This window comes from Lysinibacillus sp. GW247-5R2A (assembly GCF_059424475.1).
Genome location: NZ_JBWKZL010000013.1, coordinates 15,736 through 35,444 on the forward strand (window position 1 = coordinate 15,736; position 19,709 = coordinate 35,444).

Consider the following 19,709-nt stretch of genomic DNA (forward strand, 5'->3'; position numbering starts at 1 on the left):
AAATTTAGGTGGAATTATATTTTAAGAATATTTAGTCTATTTTACATTATGTTTAAAACAATTGTATAGAAATTTACAGTTTGTCTATTACTTCAATGATATGAAACATGTAAGATTTTTGTAAGCGATAATCCAATCTAATAAAAGAGGTGACAGATATGGAGCAACAAACGCATTTACAAAGAGGATTAAAGAAACGGCATATGACGATGATCGCGATAGCGGGTGTAATTGGGGCTGGCTTATTTATGGGCAGTGGCTCAGTCATTAACCTGGCGGGTCCAGGAGCAATTTTATCGTATATATTTGCAGGAATTATTGTCATTTTAGTGATGCGTATGTTAGGTGAGATGGCGGCGGTCAATCCAACGAGTGGGTCGTTTGCACATTATGCCCATGAAGCAATTGGTCCATGGGCAGGCTTTATGATTGGCTGGCTATATTGGTTTTTCTGGGTCATAGCTATTGCATTAGAGGCAACAGCGGCAGCGGCCATTATTCAATATTGGTATGACGGAATTCCTTTATGGCTCTTAAGTTTACTTTTAACCGTAGCACTTACTTTAACAAATGTTCTTTCTGTAAAAGCCTTTGGCGAATTTGAATATTGGTTCTCTCTTATTAAGGTTGCAAGTATAGTAGTTTTTTTAGGTTTAGGCGCATTCATTATTTTTGGTATAGCCCCAGACTTTAACGCTGTCGGTCTAACAAATCTAGTAGAGCAGGGTGGATTTTTACCAAACGGCTTTGGCGCTGTACTAATGGGTGTTGTCATTGTTATTTTTTCCTTTATGGGGACAGAGATTGTCGCTATCGCTGCTGGTGAGTCAGACGAACCGTTAGCAGCTGTAACAAAAGCGACCAATTCGATTACTTGGCGCATTTTAATTTTCTATGTCGGCTCAATAACTGTCGTTGTGACGTTATTGCCTTGGCACTCCTCTGATATTTTAACAAGTCCTTATGTAGCAGTGTTAGATTATATCGGTATTCCTGCTGCCGCACAAATCATGAATTTTGTTGTTTTAACAGCTGTGTTATCGTGTTTAAATTCTGCACTTTATGCCACATCACGAATGGTATTTTCTTTAGCAGAAAAGGGGGAGGCACCAAAAGCCTTTTTGAAATTAAATAAAAATGGTGCACCTGTGAATGCTATTTTAGCCGCAACATTTTTCTCTTATATTGCCGTTATTATGAATTATGTTTCACCAGATAAAGTATTTATGTTTTTACTAAGCTCTTGTAGTGCTATTACTTTAATTCTTTATTTAATTATCGCCTTTTCACAATTGAAAATGCGAAGAAAGATTGAACGTGAAAATCCTGAGCTATTAAAGGTGAAGATGTGGCTATTCCCGTATCTAACGTATTTCACAATAGTAGCTACAACTGCTTTATTAATAGCTATGTTCTTTATTGAGTCTATGCGCTCACAAATTCTATTTACATGTGTTGTCGTCGCCGTGGTCATGATTTTTTATGTAGTTACGCAAAGGAATAAGGTGATAAAACAGGTCGATGAATCAAGCTCTATTTTTAACAAAGACGAATTTGATTTTGAACAATAATCCCATGTAAGGAGAGGTTAAATGATGACAGTACAACAAAAAATGAAAACGCTAACACATTTTATCAAAGGGGAAGAGGTAGCCGGTACTAGTGGAAGATTTTCAGATGTGTATAATCCAACAACAGGTGAAACGATAGCGAGAGTCCCACTTGCTTCAAAAGTCGAAGTACAGCAGGCCATTCAGCATGCTAAGGAAGCCTTTCCTGCATGGAAAAAGGTGTCCATTGGGAAGAGGGTTGAGGTTTTACATCGATTCCGTCAATTGTTAGTAACAAAACAGGAAGAACTTATTGCAGTGATTTGTCAGGAGAGCGGGAAAACTAAAGAGGATGCGAAGGGTGAAATAATTCGAGGGATTGAATCGGTAGATATGGCGATTAGTGCCCCACAATTGCTAAAAGGGGAGTATTCCGTCAATGTAGGCGGCAATATTAATGCTTTTTCTGCCAAATCACCACTCGGTGTAGTGGCAACAATTGCGCCTTTTAATTTTCCTGTTATGGTCCCTTTAGCTATTACAAGTATGGCTGTGGCAGTAGGGAATGCTGTTATTTTAAAGCCATCTGAACGTGTTCCTCATTCTGCATTATTTTTAAGTCAATTATGGAAAGAGGCGGGACTGCCGGATGGTATTTGGACAGTAGTGAATGGGGATAAAGAAGCGGTTAATGAGCTTCTAGAAAACAAAGAGATTCAAGCCATTTCCTTTGTAGGCTCTACGCCAGTAGCCGAATATATTTATCAAACGGGAACAAAGCATAATAAACGTGTGGCTGCTTTTGGTGGTGGTAAGAACTTTATGATTGTTATGCCAGATGCCAACTTGGAACAAACTGCGAACGCCTTTTTAGGTGCGGCGTACGGGGCAGCATCTCAGCGCTGTATGGCGATTTCTGGAGCGCTTGTTGTTGGCGAAGATACAGAGCAACGTTTTACAGACATATTGAAGCAGAAGATTTCACAGCTAAAGGTAGGTCCGTATACAGAAGAAGATGTCGATTTCGGACCAGTTATTACCCAACAATCGAAAGAAACGATTATCAGCTATATTGATGGGGCTGTTACTGAAGGGGCAAATCTTGTCATTGACGGACGAAATCCTAAAGTATGTGAAACATCTAATGGTTTTTATGTTGGGCCAACACTCCTCAATAATATTACGCCTGATATGACCATCTTTAAAGAGGAGGTCTTTGGTCCAGCACGTATAGTAGTGCGCGTGGAGACATTACAAGAAGCCATTGATTTAATTAATGACCATGAACTTGGTAATGGTGTAACGATGTTTACAAGCAGTGGTGCAGCAGCTCGTAAATTCCAAGAAGAGATTGAAGTGGGCATGGTAGGGGTTAACGTACCAATTCCAATTCCTGTCGGCTACCATAATTTCGGTGGATGGAAGCGTTCTAAGTTTGGTGAAGGGCATATGTTTGGTCCAGATCAAGCGAGATTCTTTACAAAGGCAAAAACAATCTCGGAGCGTTGGCCGGATGAAACGGAAGATGCAACAAGCTCCTTTGCCTTCCCAAGTAATAACGATGCAAAAAGCTAATCGACTAAAAAATTAATGAGAGGGTGTTCGGCAATGACACAGACCAATCTTAAAAGTGATGTTTTAGCAAAGGATGAGCAATATGTATGGCATTCAATGAAACCCTACAATCCACAAGCAACATATGTTGTGGAAAAATCAGATGGTGCAAGAATAATAGATACGGATGGCGTCGAATATATTGATGCCATGGCTGGGCTATGGTGTGTAAATGTCGGTTATGGACGTAAGGAACTGGCAGATGCCGCACATGAGCAAATGATGAAAAATGCTTATGCACCATTATCGCAGGGACATTTACCAGCCGTACAGCTAGCTGAAAAACTAAATGACTTGCTTGGTGGGGAGTACGTTATTTTCTTCTCTAATAGCGGATCAGAAGCGAATGAAACAGCTTTTAAAATAGCGCGACAATATCACCAGCAAAAAGGGCAAAGCTCCCGCTATAAGATTGTCTCTCGCTACCGCGCCTACCATGGAAATTCATTTGGGGCATTAGCAGCAACAGGGCAAGCGGAACGGAAATATAAATACGAGCCATTGTCTCCTGGCTTTATCCATGTCGCACCGCCCGATCAATACCGTGAACATGAAGATGATACTGTTGCACCATTAGATTTAGCGAGCGTAAGGGCTGTCGATAAAACGATGACATGGGAACTGAGTGATACGATTGCAGCCATGATTTTAGAGCCAATTATTACAGGTGGCGGTGTCATCATGCCTCCCGAAAACTATTTAAAAGGCATAGAGGAAGTGTGCAAAAAGCATGGAGCTTTAATGATAGTGGATGAAGTTATTTGTGGCTTTGGTCGAACAGGCAAGCCATTTGGATTTATGAATTATGGTGTGAAACCAGATATTATTACAATGGCTAAAGGGATTACGAGCGCATACTTACCATTATCAGCAACTGCCGTAAAACGTGAGATTTATGAGGCTTTCACTGGCACAGATGCCTATAGCTATTTCCGCCATGTCAATACTTTTGGCGGTTCTCCAGTAGCATGTGCAGTTGCATTAAAAAATATTGAAATTCTAGAGCAAGAAGCGTTGTTCGACCGCTCCAAGGAAATGGGGAAGGGCACATTACAAACATTGCAAGAAAATTTACAGGATCATCCGAATGTAGGAGATGTGCGGGGCAGAGGTTTATTAATTGGGATTGAATTAGTAGTAGATAAAGTCTCGAAAGAACCCTTACCAGTGGAGAGGGTAAATGCTGTTATTGCCGCATGCAAAGAACAAGGGGTAATCATTGGGAAAAATGGGGCAACAGTAGCGGGCTTTAATAATGTTCTGACACTATCACCACCACTTAATATTATTCAAGAGGATCTTCAGCGTATACTTGATGTGGTCGTAGAGAGTATAAAAAAGCTGTAATACATGATGTTGGTTCTAAAGGCCTTGAAGTAAGGGCTTTTAGAACCTTTTTAAACAACTAAAAATGAATGTTTGGTAAAAATAATTATTAAATTTATAAAAATAATGCTGGAAAAAAAGTGAACTGTAGTTTATAGTTGTTAAAAAATAATAAATTTTCTGATAATTATGTATTGTAAGTGTCCTTGATTCTGGAAGGGGATATTTTTTTGATTACTTATTTTCAGCAGTGGAATAAATAAATCTTGTCGGTTGAACTATAGTTTCTGATGAAAAGCAATTGTGATAGTTGAGAAAGCAATGTCTTCCTCTAATTGAATTGTCTTATCGTAATGAAAGTATAGTTTATTTTTTTGCCTATTTATTTTCAGCAGTGGAGAAAATAAATAATTTTAGTAATTATATTTCTTAATGAAGCCATTAGGAGGTATTATTATATATTTTTACAAAGGGAGTAGATGAGATGAATTATGTTAAAAAATTGGTTTTTGTAATTCTATGTACGTTGCTTTTAGCAGCATGCGCAGAGAAAGACAATTCTAACGCATCAAACACTGGGGAAAAATCTACTACAGATTCAGGTAAAGCTAGTTCAAAAAATGAATTGGTCATCGCTGTAAATGAAAACTTTATTTCTATGGATCCACATAACACAGGAGATACCAATTCGGGGTCAGTGCAGGAGACGATGCTAGAGGGGTTATTGGGCTTCGATGCAGATGGACAAATAATAAAGGTGCTAGCAGAAGATTATACAATCAGTGAAGACGCACTGGAGTATACATTTAAGCTGCAAGAAGGGGTTACTTTTCATGATGGGGAGCAGTTTAATGCAGAAGCTGTAAAAGCCAATATTGAACGAATTATGAATGATGAAAGCTTACGCCTCTATTCACGTGGTTTTAGCTTAATCAGCCATGTTGAAATACTTGGAGACTATGACATTAAAGTGACTTTAAAAGAACCATATGGACCGATGATTACACGATTCGGAGTGGCCAAAATGATTAGTCCCAAAATGATTAAAGAAAATGTAGCGGATATTCCTAAGCAGCCTGTCGGAACAGGTCCTTATCAATTTGTTGAATGGGTGCAAGGAGATCATTTAACCATTGAAAAATTTGATGGCTATTGGGGTGGCGGTGACCGTGTATCTAAAATTACGTATAAACCAGTCCCAGAAAACGGATCTCGGGTGGCGATGCTAAAAGCTGGGGATGCACAGGTTATCTATCCAGTACCTGCTCAAAATATCGATGAGCTTTCTAGCCATAAAGATGTAGAAGTTAATAAAGTTCCTTCAACAATCGCTCATTATGTTTCCTTAAATACGTATAAAAAACCGTTGAATGATAGTAAGGTTCGACAAGCATTTAATTATGCGGTGGACAAAGAAGCGTATTTAAAGGTAGTTAATGCAGGTCTAGGCTTACCACTAGACTCCATTATTCCTTCCAAAACAGTTTATTATAAACAGCAAAAAATGTATGAGCACAATATAGAAAAGGCAAAGTCCTTGTTGGCTGAGGCTGGATATCCTGATGGCTTCGATATTGAAATCTGGGGAAATACGAACTCGGATACGATGAAGGGAATGCAGTTTATCCAACAGCAGTTAGGGCAAATTGGCGTCAAAGTTGAGATTAAATCTATGGAAGAGGGTACTTTGTCAGATGAGATCTACGGGGCTCAAACACCGGATGATGCAAAATTACAAATGTGGTATGTGAGTTGGTCAGCCTATGCTTCTGATATAACAAATGCAACAAAACCACTTTTCCATAGTGTATCATTCCCGCCAAATGGTGCAAACACAGCCTATTATCATAACACTGAGGCAGATCAAATAATGGATGAGGCTAACTCCATTTCAGATGTAGACCGCCAAGCTGAGCTCTATGAAAAATTACAGGAAATCGTTTACCAAGATACACCTTGGATTTTCTTAGGGGTAGATGAGGTTGTATATGGTGTACGTTCAAATGTCAGCGGTGTATTAGTAAATCCAACAGGTGGGCTCGATGTGAAGAATGCAAAAGTTGAGTAATGCTACGCAATAAAAGGAATTGATGTAGGTCAATTCCTTTTCTACAAACTAGAAAGGAGGAGCTCGTCATGTGGAAATATACAGCAAGAAGAATTGTTGAAATGATTCCGATTTTAATTGTTATTTCAATAGTAACGTTTTTATTTATTCATTTCATACCAGGGGATCCTGCGCGATTAGTAGCGGGTAAGGATGCCACGATCGAGGATGTTGAAAACGTACGTCATGAATTGGGTCTTGATAAGCCTATTTTAAAACAGTATGTAGACTATATGAAAAATCTAATGACGGGTGAACTTGGCACGTCCTTAACAACAGGTCTACCCGTGATTGATATGTTTAAAACAAGGTTTATGCCCTCTCTTCAGCTTACCTTTCTCTCGATGTTTTGGGCTACATTAATAGGTTTAATGATTGGCGTTTTTTCTGCCATCAATAAAAATAAATGGCCTGATTATTTCGGAATGGTAACAGCGGTATCTGGCATTTCAATTCCTGGATTTTGGCTGGGCCTATTATTAATTCAATTATTTTCAGTACAGCTAGGGCTTTTCCCAACAGGAGGGTTAGATGGTTTCTCTAGTTATATTTTACCTTCCCTAACTTTAGGGGCAGGTATTATGTCAATGATTGCACGATTTACTCGATCTTCTATGCTCGAAACGTTACAGGCGGATTTTATAAGAACTGGGAGAGCAAAAGGTCTGAAGGAACACTCTGTCATAGTGACCCATGCTTTACGGAATTCCTTAATTTCTGTAGTGACGGTCGCTGGCCTACAATTTGGTTTTCTACTAGGGGGTTCAGTGGTAGTCGAGACCGTTTTTAGTTTTCCGGGGATGGGACGTCTTCTAATCGACTCGATTGCATTCCGAGACTATCCTGTTATTCAGTCGGCTCTATTATTATTTGCGTTTGAATTTATTTTAGTAAATTTAATCGTAGATGTGCTTTATACAGTGTTAAATCCTAAAATTCAATTAGATTCTTAAGGGAGGGAACAGGATGACTTCACCAACTACGGTGCAAAATAGCCAAGTGCAAAAAACACAAAGGAAATACTCTCCTCTTAAGGAATTTTGGAAGTCTTTTAAAAAGCAAAAGGCTGCATTGTTAGCAAGCATCTTTATAGGGTTGCTAATTGTAATTGCTATCATGGGTCCTTATATTGCACCCTATGATCCATTTGAACCAAACTATGATGCCTTATTAGAAGGACCGAGTGCTAGTCATTTAGCGGGAACAGACGAATATGGTCGGGATATTTTTAGTCGTTTAATTGTAGGGGCAAAAATCTCCTTGATGGTAAGCTTTAGCGCGGTATTTTTAGGCTTAATACTAGGGACTATTTTAGGCTTAATTAGCGGTTACTTTGGTGGTTGGATAGACAAAGTTATTATGCGTAGCTGTGATGTATTGTTTTCATTTCCTGATTTATTGCTAGCTATTGCCATTGTTGCATTACTTGGACCTGGGATTAATAATGTGATCATCGCTGTCATGATTTTTAGTGTGCCATCCTTTGCACGCTTAGTACGTGGCGCTACACTGAATGCGAAAGAAAATGTATATGTAGAAGCCGCACAATCAATGGGAGCCTCCCATGTAAGAGTGCTGTGGAAGCATATTTTCCCTGAAACGATTAGTGAACTAATTATTTTTGTCACAATGCGTATAGGAACAGCTATTTTAGCAGCTTCTGGCTTAAGTTTTTTAGGCTTAGGTGCGAGTCCTGAAATGCCCGAGTGGGGAGTAATGTTAAGTAGTGGGCGTGACTACTTAGGAACTTCCTCTCATGTAGTCATCATGCCAGGAATAGCTATATTTTTAACCGTACTAGCATTTAACTTAATAGGCGATGGATTACGAGATGTATTAGATCCGAAAATTAAAAATAATTAAGGAGAATGCCTATGACAGAACATGTATTACGAGTAACAGATTTAGAAACGTCCTTTATGCGTGATAAAACAGAGATCAAGATATTAAGAGGTGTCAATTTTTCGATTCGTAAAGGCGAGATATTGGGCTTAGTTGGAGAATCAGGCAGTGGGAAAAGCTTAACGTCTTTATCTATTATGCAATTATTTCATGGAACTACAGGCAAAATTGTCAATGGCTCTATTCATTTTAATGGGGAAGATTTGACCAAAATGTCTGAATCCGATATTCGGAAAATTCGTGGAAAACAAATGGCGATGATCTTTCAAGAGCCTATGACCTCTTTAAATCCCGTTTTAAAAATTGGTAAGCAGTTAATGGAAGCAATTGAGATGCATTTGAAGTTGCCAAAAGGTGAAAGTAAACATCATGCCATTCAAATGTTAAAGAGTGTAGGAATAGGAAGAGCTGAAGAAATCATTCATGAATATCCACATCAGCTATCAGGGGGAATGCGGCAGAGAGTGATGATTGCTATGGCGATGGCCTGCCACCCCAATCTACTTATTGCTGACGAACCAACCACTGCACTAGATGTTACGATACAAGCGCAAATTTTAGAGTTAATGAAAAAGTTAAAGGAAGAAAATGAAACAGCTATTTTATTAATCACACATGATTTAGGCGTTGTGGCCGAAATGTGCGATAAAGTGGTCGTGATGTACGCAGGGCAGGTTGTAGAGGAAGCAGATGTCTTTGAATTATTTGCAAGCCCTAAGCATCCTTATACGAAAGGCTTAATTGCATCTGTGCCAAAAATTGGTGAGAAAAAGGAAGTATTAGATTCTATCAGTGGTCATGTACCATCTCCGCAACATATGCCGATAGGTTGTAAATTTGCTCCGCGCTGTCATCAAGTGATGTCTATATGTCATCAGGAATGTCCACCGACAGTGGAAATTTCCGCTACTCGCCAATGTAGCTGCTGGCTATATGTGAAAAAGGATGTGGAAATCAATGCCTAACAGTATTTTAAAAGTAGAGAATTTAAAAAAGAGCTTTCAAATTGCGGGTGGATTATTTCAAAAAAGACAACATGTTAATGCTGTAATAGATGTTTCCTTTGAAATAGAAGAAGGGACAACATTTAGTTTAGTTGGAGAGAGTGGTTGCGGAAAATCAACAACTGGTAGGCTAATCACTCGATTAATAGAGCCGTCAGGTGGAAGTATCGTTGTCGATGGAAAAGAAGTGGCTACTGCCAAGCAATCTGAGTTAAAGCACCTAAGACAAACTGTCCAAATGATTTTTCAAGATCCTTATGCCTCCTTAAATCCAAGAATGAAAGTAAAAGAATTAGTTGGTGAACCGCTAGAAATTCATACAAAGCTATCAAAAGCCGAACGCGAAAAGCTAGTACTCGAAATGCTTGAAGTAGTTGGCTTGAATGCTGATCATGCTGATCGTTATGCACATGAGTTTAGTGGTGGACAAAGACAGCGTTTAGGGATTGCACGTGCTTTAATTACAAAACCTAAAATCATCATTGCTGATGAGCCTGTGTCTGCATTGGATGTTTCTATACAATCACAAATTTTGAATCTATTAAAGCAATTGCAGCAAGAATATAAAATATCCTATCTTTTTATTTCACATGATTTAAGTGTTGTAGAGCATATTAGTCATTATATTGGTGTCATGTATTTAGGAACAATCGTGGAAATCGGAAAAAAAGAAGCGATCTTTAAAGATCCTAAGCATCCGTATACACAAGCGCTTATTGCCTCTGTACCGATTGCAGACCCAATGTTAAGAAAGAAAAAGAAAGTGTTGATAGGTGATATTCCAAATCCTAAAAATCCGCCAAGCGGTTGTACCTTCCATACAAGATGTCCCTTTGCAGCAGATATATGTAAGCAGACGATTCCGGAAATGAAAAAAATTAACGAAGAGCAAAGTGTTGCTTGTCACTTTGTCAATTGAAAAGGAGAGATGTTTTAAATGAAAGTAGGCTTAAGCACATACAGTATGGTCAAAAAAATGAAGCAGGGGGAAATGAGTGTTCTGGATGTTTTGCAATGGGTAGCGGACAATGGTGGTCAGCATGTAGAGTTAGTGCCCTATGAATTCACAATAGTAGATAATGATGAGCTCGCCACTCAAATAAAAGAGAAAGCTGCAGAGCTAGGATTGGAGTTATCTGCCTACTCATTACCCGCAAACTTTATTCATGAGACTGAGGATGCCTTTTTGGAGGAAGTGGAGCGCTTAAAGAAACATGTAGATGTTGTACATCGTATGGGGATTAAAATTATGCGCCATGACGTTACACTTTTTACTTTACCAAAGGAGCAAACAACCATTCATTATTACACTGAGCATTTTGATGAAATGGTAAGGGGCTGTCAATTGATTGCAGATTATGCGCAACAATTCAATATCACCACAACTATTGAAAATCATGGCTTTAATGTTCAAACAAGTGATCGTGTACAACAATTAATTCAAGCCGTTAACAGAGACAATTTTAAAACTACATTAGATATTGGGAATTTTTTATGTATAGATGAAGAGCCTCTTATTGGTGTTATGAAAAATATATCCTATGCAGCTACCGTGCATTTTAAAGATTTTTATATGCGACCTTATTTTGAAAATCCCGGTGATGGCGAATGGTTCCGTACAGTTCATAACAATTACATCCGAGGAGCAATTGTCGGACATGGTGATATTAATATTCGAGAAATTATAAAGCTTGTCAAAGGCTATGGATACGATGGTTATATTACGGTGGAGTTTGAAGGTATGGAGGATTGTCAGGTTGGTTCAAAAATAGGAATGGATAATGTTCGTCGTTTATGGGATGAATGTAAGCTTTAAGGAGGGAAGAACATGGACAAATTAAAAGTTTGTGTAATTGGAACAGGCTCTATTTCGGATTATCATTTAGGCTCTTATATGAAAAATCCATCAGTTGAGTTATATGGTGTGTATGATACTTCTATTGAAAGGGGGAAAGCAAAAGCTGCTCAATTTGGAGCCACTCATGTCTTCTCTTCTAAAGAGGCATTATTTGCAGATAAAAATGTAGAAGCTGTCAGTATTTGTACATGGAATAATACACATGCAGAGCTAGCCATTCTCGCTTTAGAAAATGATTTACATGTACTTATTGAAAAACCATTATCTATGACTTATGCGGAGGCATTAAACATCCAAAAGGTTGCCGAGAAACATCGTAAAGTATTTCAGGTCGGCTATGTAAGACGTTTTGCAACGAACACCAAGGTGATGAAACAGTTCATAGATGATAATAAATTAGGCGATATTTATTATGCGAAAGCTTCTTGCTTAAGAAGATTAGGTAATCCAGGAGGTTGGTTTGCAGAAATCGATAAATCTGGTGGTGGCCCATTAATAGATTTAGGTGTCCATGTTATTGATATATGTTGGTACTTAATGGGAAGGCCGAAAGTGAAGCGTGTAACAGGTCACACCTATAATCAATTAGGAAATAGAAATCATATTGAACATTTATCATTTTATAAAGCGGCAGACTATGATGCTACTAAAAATACAGTTGAGGACTTAGCGAACGCCCTTATAACATTTGAGAACGGGGCTTCATTAATGGTGGATGTTTCCTATACGCTACATGCTATAAAAGATGAAATGAGCATTAAGTTATATGGCACAAATGGGGGAGCAGAGCTAGAGCCTGAGCTGAAAATTGTCAGCGAGGAGCATAATACCATTGTCAATATTCATCCTCAAATTAATGATCTATCCTTTGATTTTGTAACAGCCTTTCAGAATGAAATCAATACGTTTGTTGATTGCTGTCTTCACCAATATGATTCAGTGGCACCTGTTGAGGATGGGGTAGAAATTATGAAGATTTTAGAGGGGATTTATATTTCTGCAAGACATGGAAAGGAAGTCGTATATTAAAATGGTGAAATTGAACAATAGAATTGGTGTGATTGTAGACAGCTTTAGATTGCCTATTCGTGAGGGATTGCTAAAAGCGAAAGAGGTCGGTGCACAAGGTGTTCAAATGTACGCAGTTTCAGGTGAGCTAGATCCGGACCATTTAAATGCTATACAAAGAGCTGAATTGAAGCAATATATTGTAGATTTAGGGCTCGAAATTTCAGCACTATGTGGAGATTTGGGAGGACATGGCTTTCAAGATAAACATGAAAATGAATGGAAAATAAAAAAATCGAAGGATATTATGCAATTGGCAAAAGATCTTGGTACATCCATCGTTACGACTCATATTGGGATCATTCCTGAAGATGAGAATGATCCAATCTATCAAACTATGCTAGAAGCATGTGAAGAATTAGGGCAATTTGCTACATCACTAGATGCTTATTTTGCAATTGAAACAGGACCAGAGACGAGTCAAACATTAAAGAAATTTTTAGATAAACTATCCACGGATGGGGTATCCGTTAATTTTGATCCTGCCAATATGGTAATGGTAACCAAGGATGATCCTGTGGCGGGAGTGAAGCTTTTAAGAAATTATATTGTACATACACATGTGAAGGATGGCATTCAATTACAGCAAACGAATCCAAAAGACGTGTATGGGTACTTAGGATACGATTCTGGAACATCTCATGATAAGATAGAAGAAATGGTGGAAAATGGGGATTTCTTTAGAGAGCTTCCACTAGGTCAGGGTGATGTCAATTTCGAGCTTTATTTTTCAGCTTTACAAGAAATCGGATACAATGGCTATTTAACTATTGAACGAGAAGTGAGATCAAATCCCGAAAAAGACATCAGAGAGGCTGTACAATTCATAGAAATGTTTAAATAGGGGATGAATCTAATTTGAAAAAGCAAGATCAAGTACAAATGAGAAGACAAAATAAGTATATTGTGCTTGACGCAATTAGGCAGATGGCACCGATTTCAAGAATTCAATTATCAAAGTATACAAAAATGAGTCCTACGACTATTACTCGTATTGTGCAGGAGCTAGAAGTAGAAGGTTTTATACTGGAAGGGGTTTCTGAGGAAACTGCTATTGGTAGACGGCCAACATTAATTCATATGCGTGAAGATGCTTTATATACTATAGGGATCGAGATAGATTGCTTAACAATTCGACTTGGTATATTAGATTTTTTAGGAAAACTGATCGCTTTTCAGGAAATCAAATGCAGCATAAAGCATCGTTATGAGGAAGCAATCCATCTATTAAAAAGCTCCATAGCGACTATTATGTCGGAATATCAGATTGCTCAGGAGAAATTATTAGGCATTGGAATAGGGGTACCAGGTGTCATTAATAACGAAGAAGGGATTATAGTTTCTTCTGAGCAATTAAAGTGGGAAAACTGCCGTATAGGAGAGGACCTAAATGGTGTTTTTGATTGTGAAGTCATCGTAGATAATGAATTGAAAATGCAAATCATTGCAGAAATTGGTGATATCTATACGCCTCTTTATTCAAATTGTATTTTAGTAGGGATGGGAACGGGCGTCGGAGCATCGATATTACTAAACGGAGAAGTGTATCGTGGCATTCAAAACAAAGCGGGAGAAATAAGTCATATAACGATTAATCCCTTTGGTGAAATGTGTCACTGTGGAAAACGAGGGTGCTTGTCGATGTATATTTCAGAAATGACCTTACTCAATAGAACACCTAAAAATCTAAATATTCAATCAATCGAAGAGATTTTACAGTGTGTGGATCGAGGCGAACAATGGGCAGTGGACATTCAACAAGATGTAGCTACATATCTAGCCATTGCTATCAATAATTTGGTGTGTTTATATGAACCGGAGGCCGTTATTGTTAGCGGTGAAATTATTGAGCACAATGTAACATTTCAAAAACTTCTTAGTGAAAAATGCAAACAATATATATGGAAAGAACTACAACCTCATTTTGTTTTACAGTTTTCAAACCAATTAAAAGAGGGCGTGGTCAAAGGAGCAGCATTACAGGCACAAAAGCAACTGCTGTCTGTTTAAAGAAAGGTTGGTTGATTCGTGGCTTACTCAGAATTTTTGAAAGAATACCGTTCAGGATTAATGGAAAATGTGCATTATGGACAAATGAGTGCTGTGAATCTAGCGAAGGAAGAATTCGTTTCAGTTGGTCAAGATTATGAGCCTGTGTATTTTCGTTCCGCAGCAAAACCATTTCAAGCCATTCCAATTTTCATGACTGATTTTATAGAAAAGTATGAGATAACTTCAACGGAAAGTGCATTATTTTTAGCATCGCAAAGAGGTGAAATATACCATCAAGAGGCATTGACCTCTTTGTTGGAGAAAATTCCTGTTGGTGAAAATGATCTAATTTGTGCAGCGTCATATCCGCTTAACGAAGAACCAAAAACGCTCTATATTCAACAGGGATTCCAAAAAAGGAAGCTACTTCATAATTGCGCAGGTAAGCATTTAGGGTTTTTAACTGCTTGTCTGGCGAATGGCTATAATATTCAACAGTATTGTCATCCAGATCATCCATTACAGCAAATGATAAAAAAGTACATTGCTTATTTAAGTGACTATGATGAGGGGAAAATTCGCACAGGAATAGACGGTTGTGGCGCACCTGTTTTTGCGATTCCACTAAAAAATATGGCGATAGCCTATTTAAAGCTAGCACGGCCAGAATTGATTGATGATGATCAAGTTCGTGAGGCGGTAAAAAAGCTTACGACAGTTATGAATCAAGAAAACCAAATTATCGCAGCTGAAAATTTTATTTGTACAGCATTATTAAAAGATCCAAATATTGTAGCAAAGGGTGGAGCTCAGGGTGTATATTGTTTTGCTCTACGAAACGAAGGGGTAAGCTTTGCCCTGAAAATTATGAATGGCTCAGAAAGTCCATGGCCAAATGTAATTGCTTCTGTGTTAGAGCAAATTCAGTATTCAAATGTTGAAACAATTGAGCGAATAAAAGCATTATCGCCTTCCTTTGTGCGAAATGACGCAGGGCACGAGGTAGGAGAAGTCGTTTCCACAATTAAAATCGTATAGAGGTGAAGGCACTTGTATGTTTTGGCAATTGACGGTGGTGGAACGAAGACAATTGCTACCATCTCTACATTCAGTGGGCAAGTAAAAGCCCTCGCAAAAACGGGTAAAAGTAACCCTACATCCATGAACATCGAGCAATTTACGAAGACGATAACAGAGCTTATAAATCGATTGAAGAGTCAACAACCTCTCCATTTTCATCAACTAACAAAATGCCATGCAGGACTTTCTGGTGTGACAGAAAATAATAATGAGGACATTACAAAGACATTATTAACGTCGCTTTTACCAGAGGGCTGTCAATTAACTTTATCAAATGATGGATTGAATGCACTGTATGCAGGGACATTAGGTCAACCTGGCATTGTTCAAATATCGGGTACAGGTGCGATTACATTAAGTATAGATTCAACTGGAAGAATTGAGCGGACAGCAGGATGGGGTTATCTATTTGATGATGAGGGCAGTGGCTATGATATAGGTATTCGCACATTAAAGGCGGTTTTTAAAGAATTTGATAAAAGAGGTCCAGCAACGATATTAACTGGCGCCGTATTAGACTATTTTCAAGTACAATCTGTGCCACAAATTGTTGAAATTGTATATGGTGAAGGGCATCCGCGAGATATAATTGCTCCTTTAAGTAAAGTAGCAATAGAGTGCACAAAACGTCGCGATCTTGTAGCAAATACGATTATAGATGAAGCGTGCCATATTTATTATCAAAGCATCGATGCTTGTTACAAAAAAAATCCATTCTTCGCTGAACGTGTAAAAGTCGTGTTAGCGGGTGGAGTTTTTAAGGAATTGCCATTATTTATTGAAAAACTGGCTGTGCTGGATAAAAAGTATAGCAATCAATATGACTTTATGGGTGCTTCCAGCTTACCGGTAGGGGGTGCCGCGTTAGCCGCATTAAAATTACCGAGTAAGGAAGCTGAAATATTTATAGATCAATATAATGAAAGTATTCATGAGTTTTTAAATTAAGATGAATCCCCCAGCAAGTAGAGAATATCCTTCTCTACTTGCATTTAGTTAATCTCCTCTTTTAAACATATACCCCTTATAGGATTTATGAATAATCATGACAATTCCCATTAGCATGAAATTTGACAATAGTGAACTACCTCCATAGCTTAAAAAAGGTAAAGTAACTCCAGTGACTGGTAAAAGTCCAAGTGTCATGCCAATATTTTGAGTAATTTGGAAGGCTAATAAGCTTGATATCCCTGCACCCATTAATGTCATAAAAGGGTCTTTGGCTTCAACAGAAATAAGAACAATTCTGTAGATGACAAAAAACAGTAAAGCAATGACAAATGCCCCGCCAGCAAACCCTAATTCCTCGGCAATTGCAGAAAAAATAAAATCAGTATGCTTCTCTGGCACATACACATTATTATTCAGATAGCCCTTCCCAAAAAATTCCCCCGACCCGATGGCTAAAAAGCCTTGGCGAACCTGAAACGAAGAATCTATGTAATCATAAGGCTGTAGCCAGCCATAAATACGAGATACTTGATGTCCTGAGAGGGCACCTAAAATTTTTTCTGTAAAAAAATCATTAAATCTGACATAAAGTACTACAATTGTACTGATTAAAACGAGAGGTATGGCCGTGAACACAATCAGTAATTTCCTATGTATGCCTGAAAAAAATAACATGGGTAGAATCATTGCCATGTATAACATAACCATGCCTGTGTCGGGTTGTTTATAAACAAGGAGCGAAGGAGGAAGGACAATAAGTCCAATTTTCACAAATAGCCATAAATCAGCTAGATAGGAAGGACGTGCATTTTTCTCTTGATGAGAGATAATGATTTTACTCACAACAATTAAAAAGGCAAATTTTAAAAACTCCGATGGCTGAAGAGAACCTAAAAAGGGTATTTGATACCAAGATTTAGCCTCGTTTATCGTCCGTGCAATACTCTCTGGTGCTACTATAAGTCCAGCAGTTAACGCTACCGCTAATCCATAAAATGGCCATCCAATCTTTTTTAATTGTTCAATATCAAGTAAAGAAATCCCAAACATGATGATAAATCCAATAAGATAAAAGATAAATTGCTTAACAATGAAGGAACTGGCATATTGTCCGAAATTGACACTGCTAGAATGGACAAAAAGGCAGCTAAAACCTCCAAGTAAAAGGAGGCTCACAACTAAACTTCCATCCAATTTCTTAAGCTGCGACAAATGTAACACCTTCTTTCTATAGTTACTACTATAAACGCTGGTAATGTGTGGAAGGTTGCAACTATTTACATGATGTAAATAAGGGATAATAGTATGGATCGATTTGTGCGGTAAATTACCTATTGGGGGCTGGTGAATGGGCATAATTTCTTAATTCTTCGTCTAATCTTTACAAAAACATAACACTGGCTTTATATCTTCATACTATCATTATTGGTAAGAGTTGGAGGAGGAGCCAGAGATCATGCATTTTTTTCGTTTCATAAAGGTGAAGGACAAGTTACTTGTACTTATGATTGTTTGTGTATTATCGAATGTATTGCTAGGTGTATTTAGTGTGGATTATTTAAGGAAAATGTCGTGGCATGCAAGTGAGAGTTACAAACAGGGGCTTGTTCCAATTGGGTGGCTAAATGAGCTGGAAGAATCGCAACGTCAATTAGATTTTACCGTCGATTCCGATGGCGATTATAAGGAAATGGCAGCCATTTTAAAAGACGTGGATAAGCCGTTAGACCATCTAAAAAGCCAAGAAATTGATAAAAAAATGAGTCATCAAATTAATAAGTATCAGTCCTTGCTAGGGAAGCAGAGAGAATTGATTGAGGGCTACCAGCAATTGACCCAAAGTGAACAAGAGAAATTTTATTCGCAGACGTTTCTACCAATAAGTCAGGAAGTTCATACATTATTAGAAGAAACACAAAACTACCTCGTTCAACGAGCAAAAGACCAACAACAGTCCTATCAAGAAGATGTACAATTTGGTTATTGGTTGCTTGGTGGTGTGTGTTTAACAGTTGTGATGCTAGTTATTATAATAGGTTTTATAGCAACAAAGGCGGTCAATGTCCCTACACGGCAATTAAAATCATTATTAAAACAGGCTGAACAGGGTGATTTCACTGCCAATGCAAGCTATGTAGCCCACGATGAGCTAGGTGAGGTAGTGCTGTCTTACAATCAAATGGTCACGGAAGTGAAAAGTTTACTCCATACAGTTACGGACAGTGCCTACGAAGTGGAGGAAATGACTGGGAAATTACAGGAGTCCTCAGAGGAATCTTCAACAACGACATTGAAAATAGCAAAAGATGTACAGTCTATTTCAGATTCAACGGCAGCGTCTACAAATAAATTGGCTTCCAATACATCATCTTTAGAAGAAGTTTTAAACGATGTACAAGTCATATTAGAAAAAATTCAAATTGTAGAAAATTTTGCTCATAAAACTGCTCGAGATGCGGAAAGCGGAACTGAGATTGTGCAAGCCAATTTAGCACAAATGCAGACAATTAAGCAAGCCGTCGAGAAATCCAATACAGCCATCTTTAATTTAGTCGAACGAGCATCATCAATCGATCAAATGATTGAGGTCATTGAAAAAATAACGGCACAAACAAATCTATTAGCGTTAAATGCATCGATTGAAGCGGCAAGAGCGGGCGAGCATGGCAAGGGTTTTGCGGTAGTAGCGAACGAGGTACGAAAGCTTGCAGAGCAAACCGTTCATTCTACGCAAACTATTACGTCCATTGTACAAAACATTCATCTAGATTCAAGCTATGCAGTACAAATGATGGAGGGTGTGCTAGTGGCAACCGAAAAGGGCGTTGCTGTGACAGGACAAACGGCAGTAAGTTTTGATCAGATTTTAGAAAAAGTACATACAATCAAGCCTTATATTATGGAAGTATCTTCTACAGTTCAAGAAATTGCCAATCATACGAAAACGGTTAGTGATGATGCGGTTATGCTGACATCTTTATCTGATACGAATACAGTATCAACGAAGCATGTTGCTTCTTTAACAGCCGATCAATTAACAGCACAGCAACAATTCCACAATTATATTAAAGAATTACGAAAGGTATCGAAAGTGCTACAAATAGCCGTTAAACGTTTTTCAATATAATTTAGTCCTTCATAAATTAATGAGCTATAGAATCTTCTTTGCAAAGTTAGCAAAGAGGATTCTTTTTATTTGTTCTAATACTTGTTGGATGTGGAGTATTAAAAAATGTTCTTTCCTGATGTACAAATGT

16 protein-coding genes are annotated in these 19,709 nt (G+C 38.1%); 15 read left to right on the plus strand and 1 reads right to left on the minus strand.

The window, feature by feature from the left end:
- Positions 1-158: 158 nt before the first annotated feature.
- From AC07YC_RS18685 to AC07YC_RS18750, 14 genes are all read left to right on the plus strand, one after another.
- The gene (locus AC07YC_RS18685) at positions 159-1,571 is read left to right on the plus strand and encodes an amino acid permease (protein WP_336636566.1); all 1,413 of its coding nucleotides are present in this window, start codon (positions 159-161) and stop codon (positions 1,569-1,571) included.
- Positions 1,572-1,595: 24 nt separating this feature from the next.
- The gene (locus AC07YC_RS18690; protein WP_494920126.1) at positions 1,596-3,125 is read left to right on the plus strand and encodes a CoA-acylating methylmalonate-semialdehyde dehydrogenase; all 1,530 of its coding nucleotides are present in this window, start codon (positions 1,596-1,598) and stop codon (positions 3,123-3,125) included.
- 33 nt (positions 3,126-3,158) lie between these two features.
- Entirely contained in the window at positions 3,159-4,511 is a 1,353-nt protein-coding gene (locus AC07YC_RS18695) for an aspartate aminotransferase family protein (RefSeq protein ID WP_494920127.1), read from the plus strand.
- Between the two features lie 463 nt (positions 4,512-4,974).
- Positions 4,975-6,558 carry a glutathione ABC transporter substrate-binding protein gene (locus AC07YC_RS18700; protein WP_494920128.1) on the plus strand — a complete coding sequence of 528 codons (1,584 nt, stop codon included), beginning with the start codon at positions 4,975-4,977 and terminating at the stop codon, positions 6,556-6,558.
- Positions 6,559-6,626: 68 nt separating this feature from the next.
- The gene (gene nikB / locus AC07YC_RS18705; RefSeq protein WP_494920129.1) at positions 6,627-7,550 is read left to right on the plus strand and encodes a nickel ABC transporter permease; all 924 of its coding nucleotides are present in this window, start codon (positions 6,627-6,629) and stop codon (positions 7,548-7,550) included.
- A 13-nt stretch (positions 7,551-7,563) separates the two neighbouring features.
- Positions 7,564-8,460 (plus strand): ABC transporter permease, encoded by an 897-nt coding sequence (locus AC07YC_RS18710; RefSeq protein ID WP_494920130.1) that lies wholly within the window; start codon positions 7,564-7,566, stop codon positions 8,458-8,460.
- A gap of 11 nt (positions 8,461-8,471) precedes the next feature.
- Positions 8,472-9,464 carry an ABC transporter ATP-binding protein gene (locus AC07YC_RS18715; RefSeq protein WP_043990077.1) on the plus strand — a complete coding sequence of 331 codons (993 nt, stop codon included), beginning with the start codon at positions 8,472-8,474 and terminating at the stop codon, positions 9,462-9,464.
- Complete coding sequence (locus AC07YC_RS18720) at positions 9,457-10,422, plus strand: ABC transporter ATP-binding protein (RefSeq protein WP_494920131.1); 966 nt, start codon at positions 9,457-9,459, stop codon at positions 10,420-10,422. Before AC07YC_RS18715 ends, AC07YC_RS18720 begins: the two co-directional genes overlap by 8 nt.
- Before the next feature lie 18 nt (positions 10,423-10,440).
- Positions 10,441-11,319: a sugar phosphate isomerase/epimerase family protein gene (locus AC07YC_RS18725; protein ID WP_494920132.1), complete on the plus strand. Its 879-nt coding sequence runs from the start codon at positions 10,441-10,443 to the stop codon at positions 11,317-11,319.
- A gap of 12 nt (positions 11,320-11,331) precedes the next feature.
- Complete coding sequence (locus AC07YC_RS18730; RefSeq protein ID WP_494920133.1) at positions 11,332-12,390, plus strand: Gfo/Idh/MocA family protein; 1,059 nt, start codon at positions 11,332-11,334, stop codon at positions 12,388-12,390.
- Position 12,391: 1 nt separating this feature from the next.
- Positions 12,392-13,273, plus strand: coding sequence for a sugar phosphate isomerase/epimerase family protein (locus tag AC07YC_RS18735; protein WP_494920172.1), 882 nt, complete (start codon positions 12,392-12,394; stop codon positions 13,271-13,273).
- A gap of 14 nt (positions 13,274-13,287) precedes the next feature.
- A complete protein-coding gene (locus AC07YC_RS18740; RefSeq protein ID WP_494920134.1) occupies positions 13,288-14,439 on the plus strand; it encodes an ROK family transcriptional regulator in 1,152 nt (383 codons plus the stop codon).
- Positions 14,440-14,457: 18 nt separating this feature from the next.
- Complete coding sequence (locus AC07YC_RS18745) at positions 14,458-15,459, plus strand: asparaginase (RefSeq protein ID WP_494920135.1); 1,002 nt, start codon at positions 14,458-14,460, stop codon at positions 15,457-15,459.
- A gap of 12 nt (positions 15,460-15,471) precedes the next feature.
- Positions 15,472-16,449 (plus strand): N-acetylglucosamine kinase, encoded by a 978-nt coding sequence (locus tag AC07YC_RS18750; RefSeq protein WP_494920136.1) that lies wholly within the window; start codon positions 15,472-15,474, stop codon positions 16,447-16,449.
- A 48-nt stretch (positions 16,450-16,497) separates the two neighbouring features.
- Here AC07YC_RS18750 and AC07YC_RS18755 read toward each other — a convergent pair whose 3' ends face one another.
- Positions 16,498-17,646 carry an FtsW/RodA/SpoVE family cell cycle protein gene (locus AC07YC_RS18755; protein ID WP_494920137.1) on the minus strand — a complete coding sequence of 383 codons (1,149 nt, stop codon included), beginning with the start codon at positions 17,644-17,646 and terminating at the stop codon, positions 16,498-16,500.
- A 262-nt stretch (positions 17,647-17,908) separates the two neighbouring features.
- Here AC07YC_RS18755 and AC07YC_RS18760 point away from each other — a divergent pair, with 262 nt between their 5' ends.
- Positions 17,909-19,579, plus strand: a complete 1,671-nt coding sequence (locus AC07YC_RS18760) for a HAMP domain-containing methyl-accepting chemotaxis protein (protein ID WP_494920138.1) — start codon at positions 17,909-17,911, stop codon at positions 19,577-19,579.
- Positions 19,580-19,709: the final 130 nt, after the last annotated feature.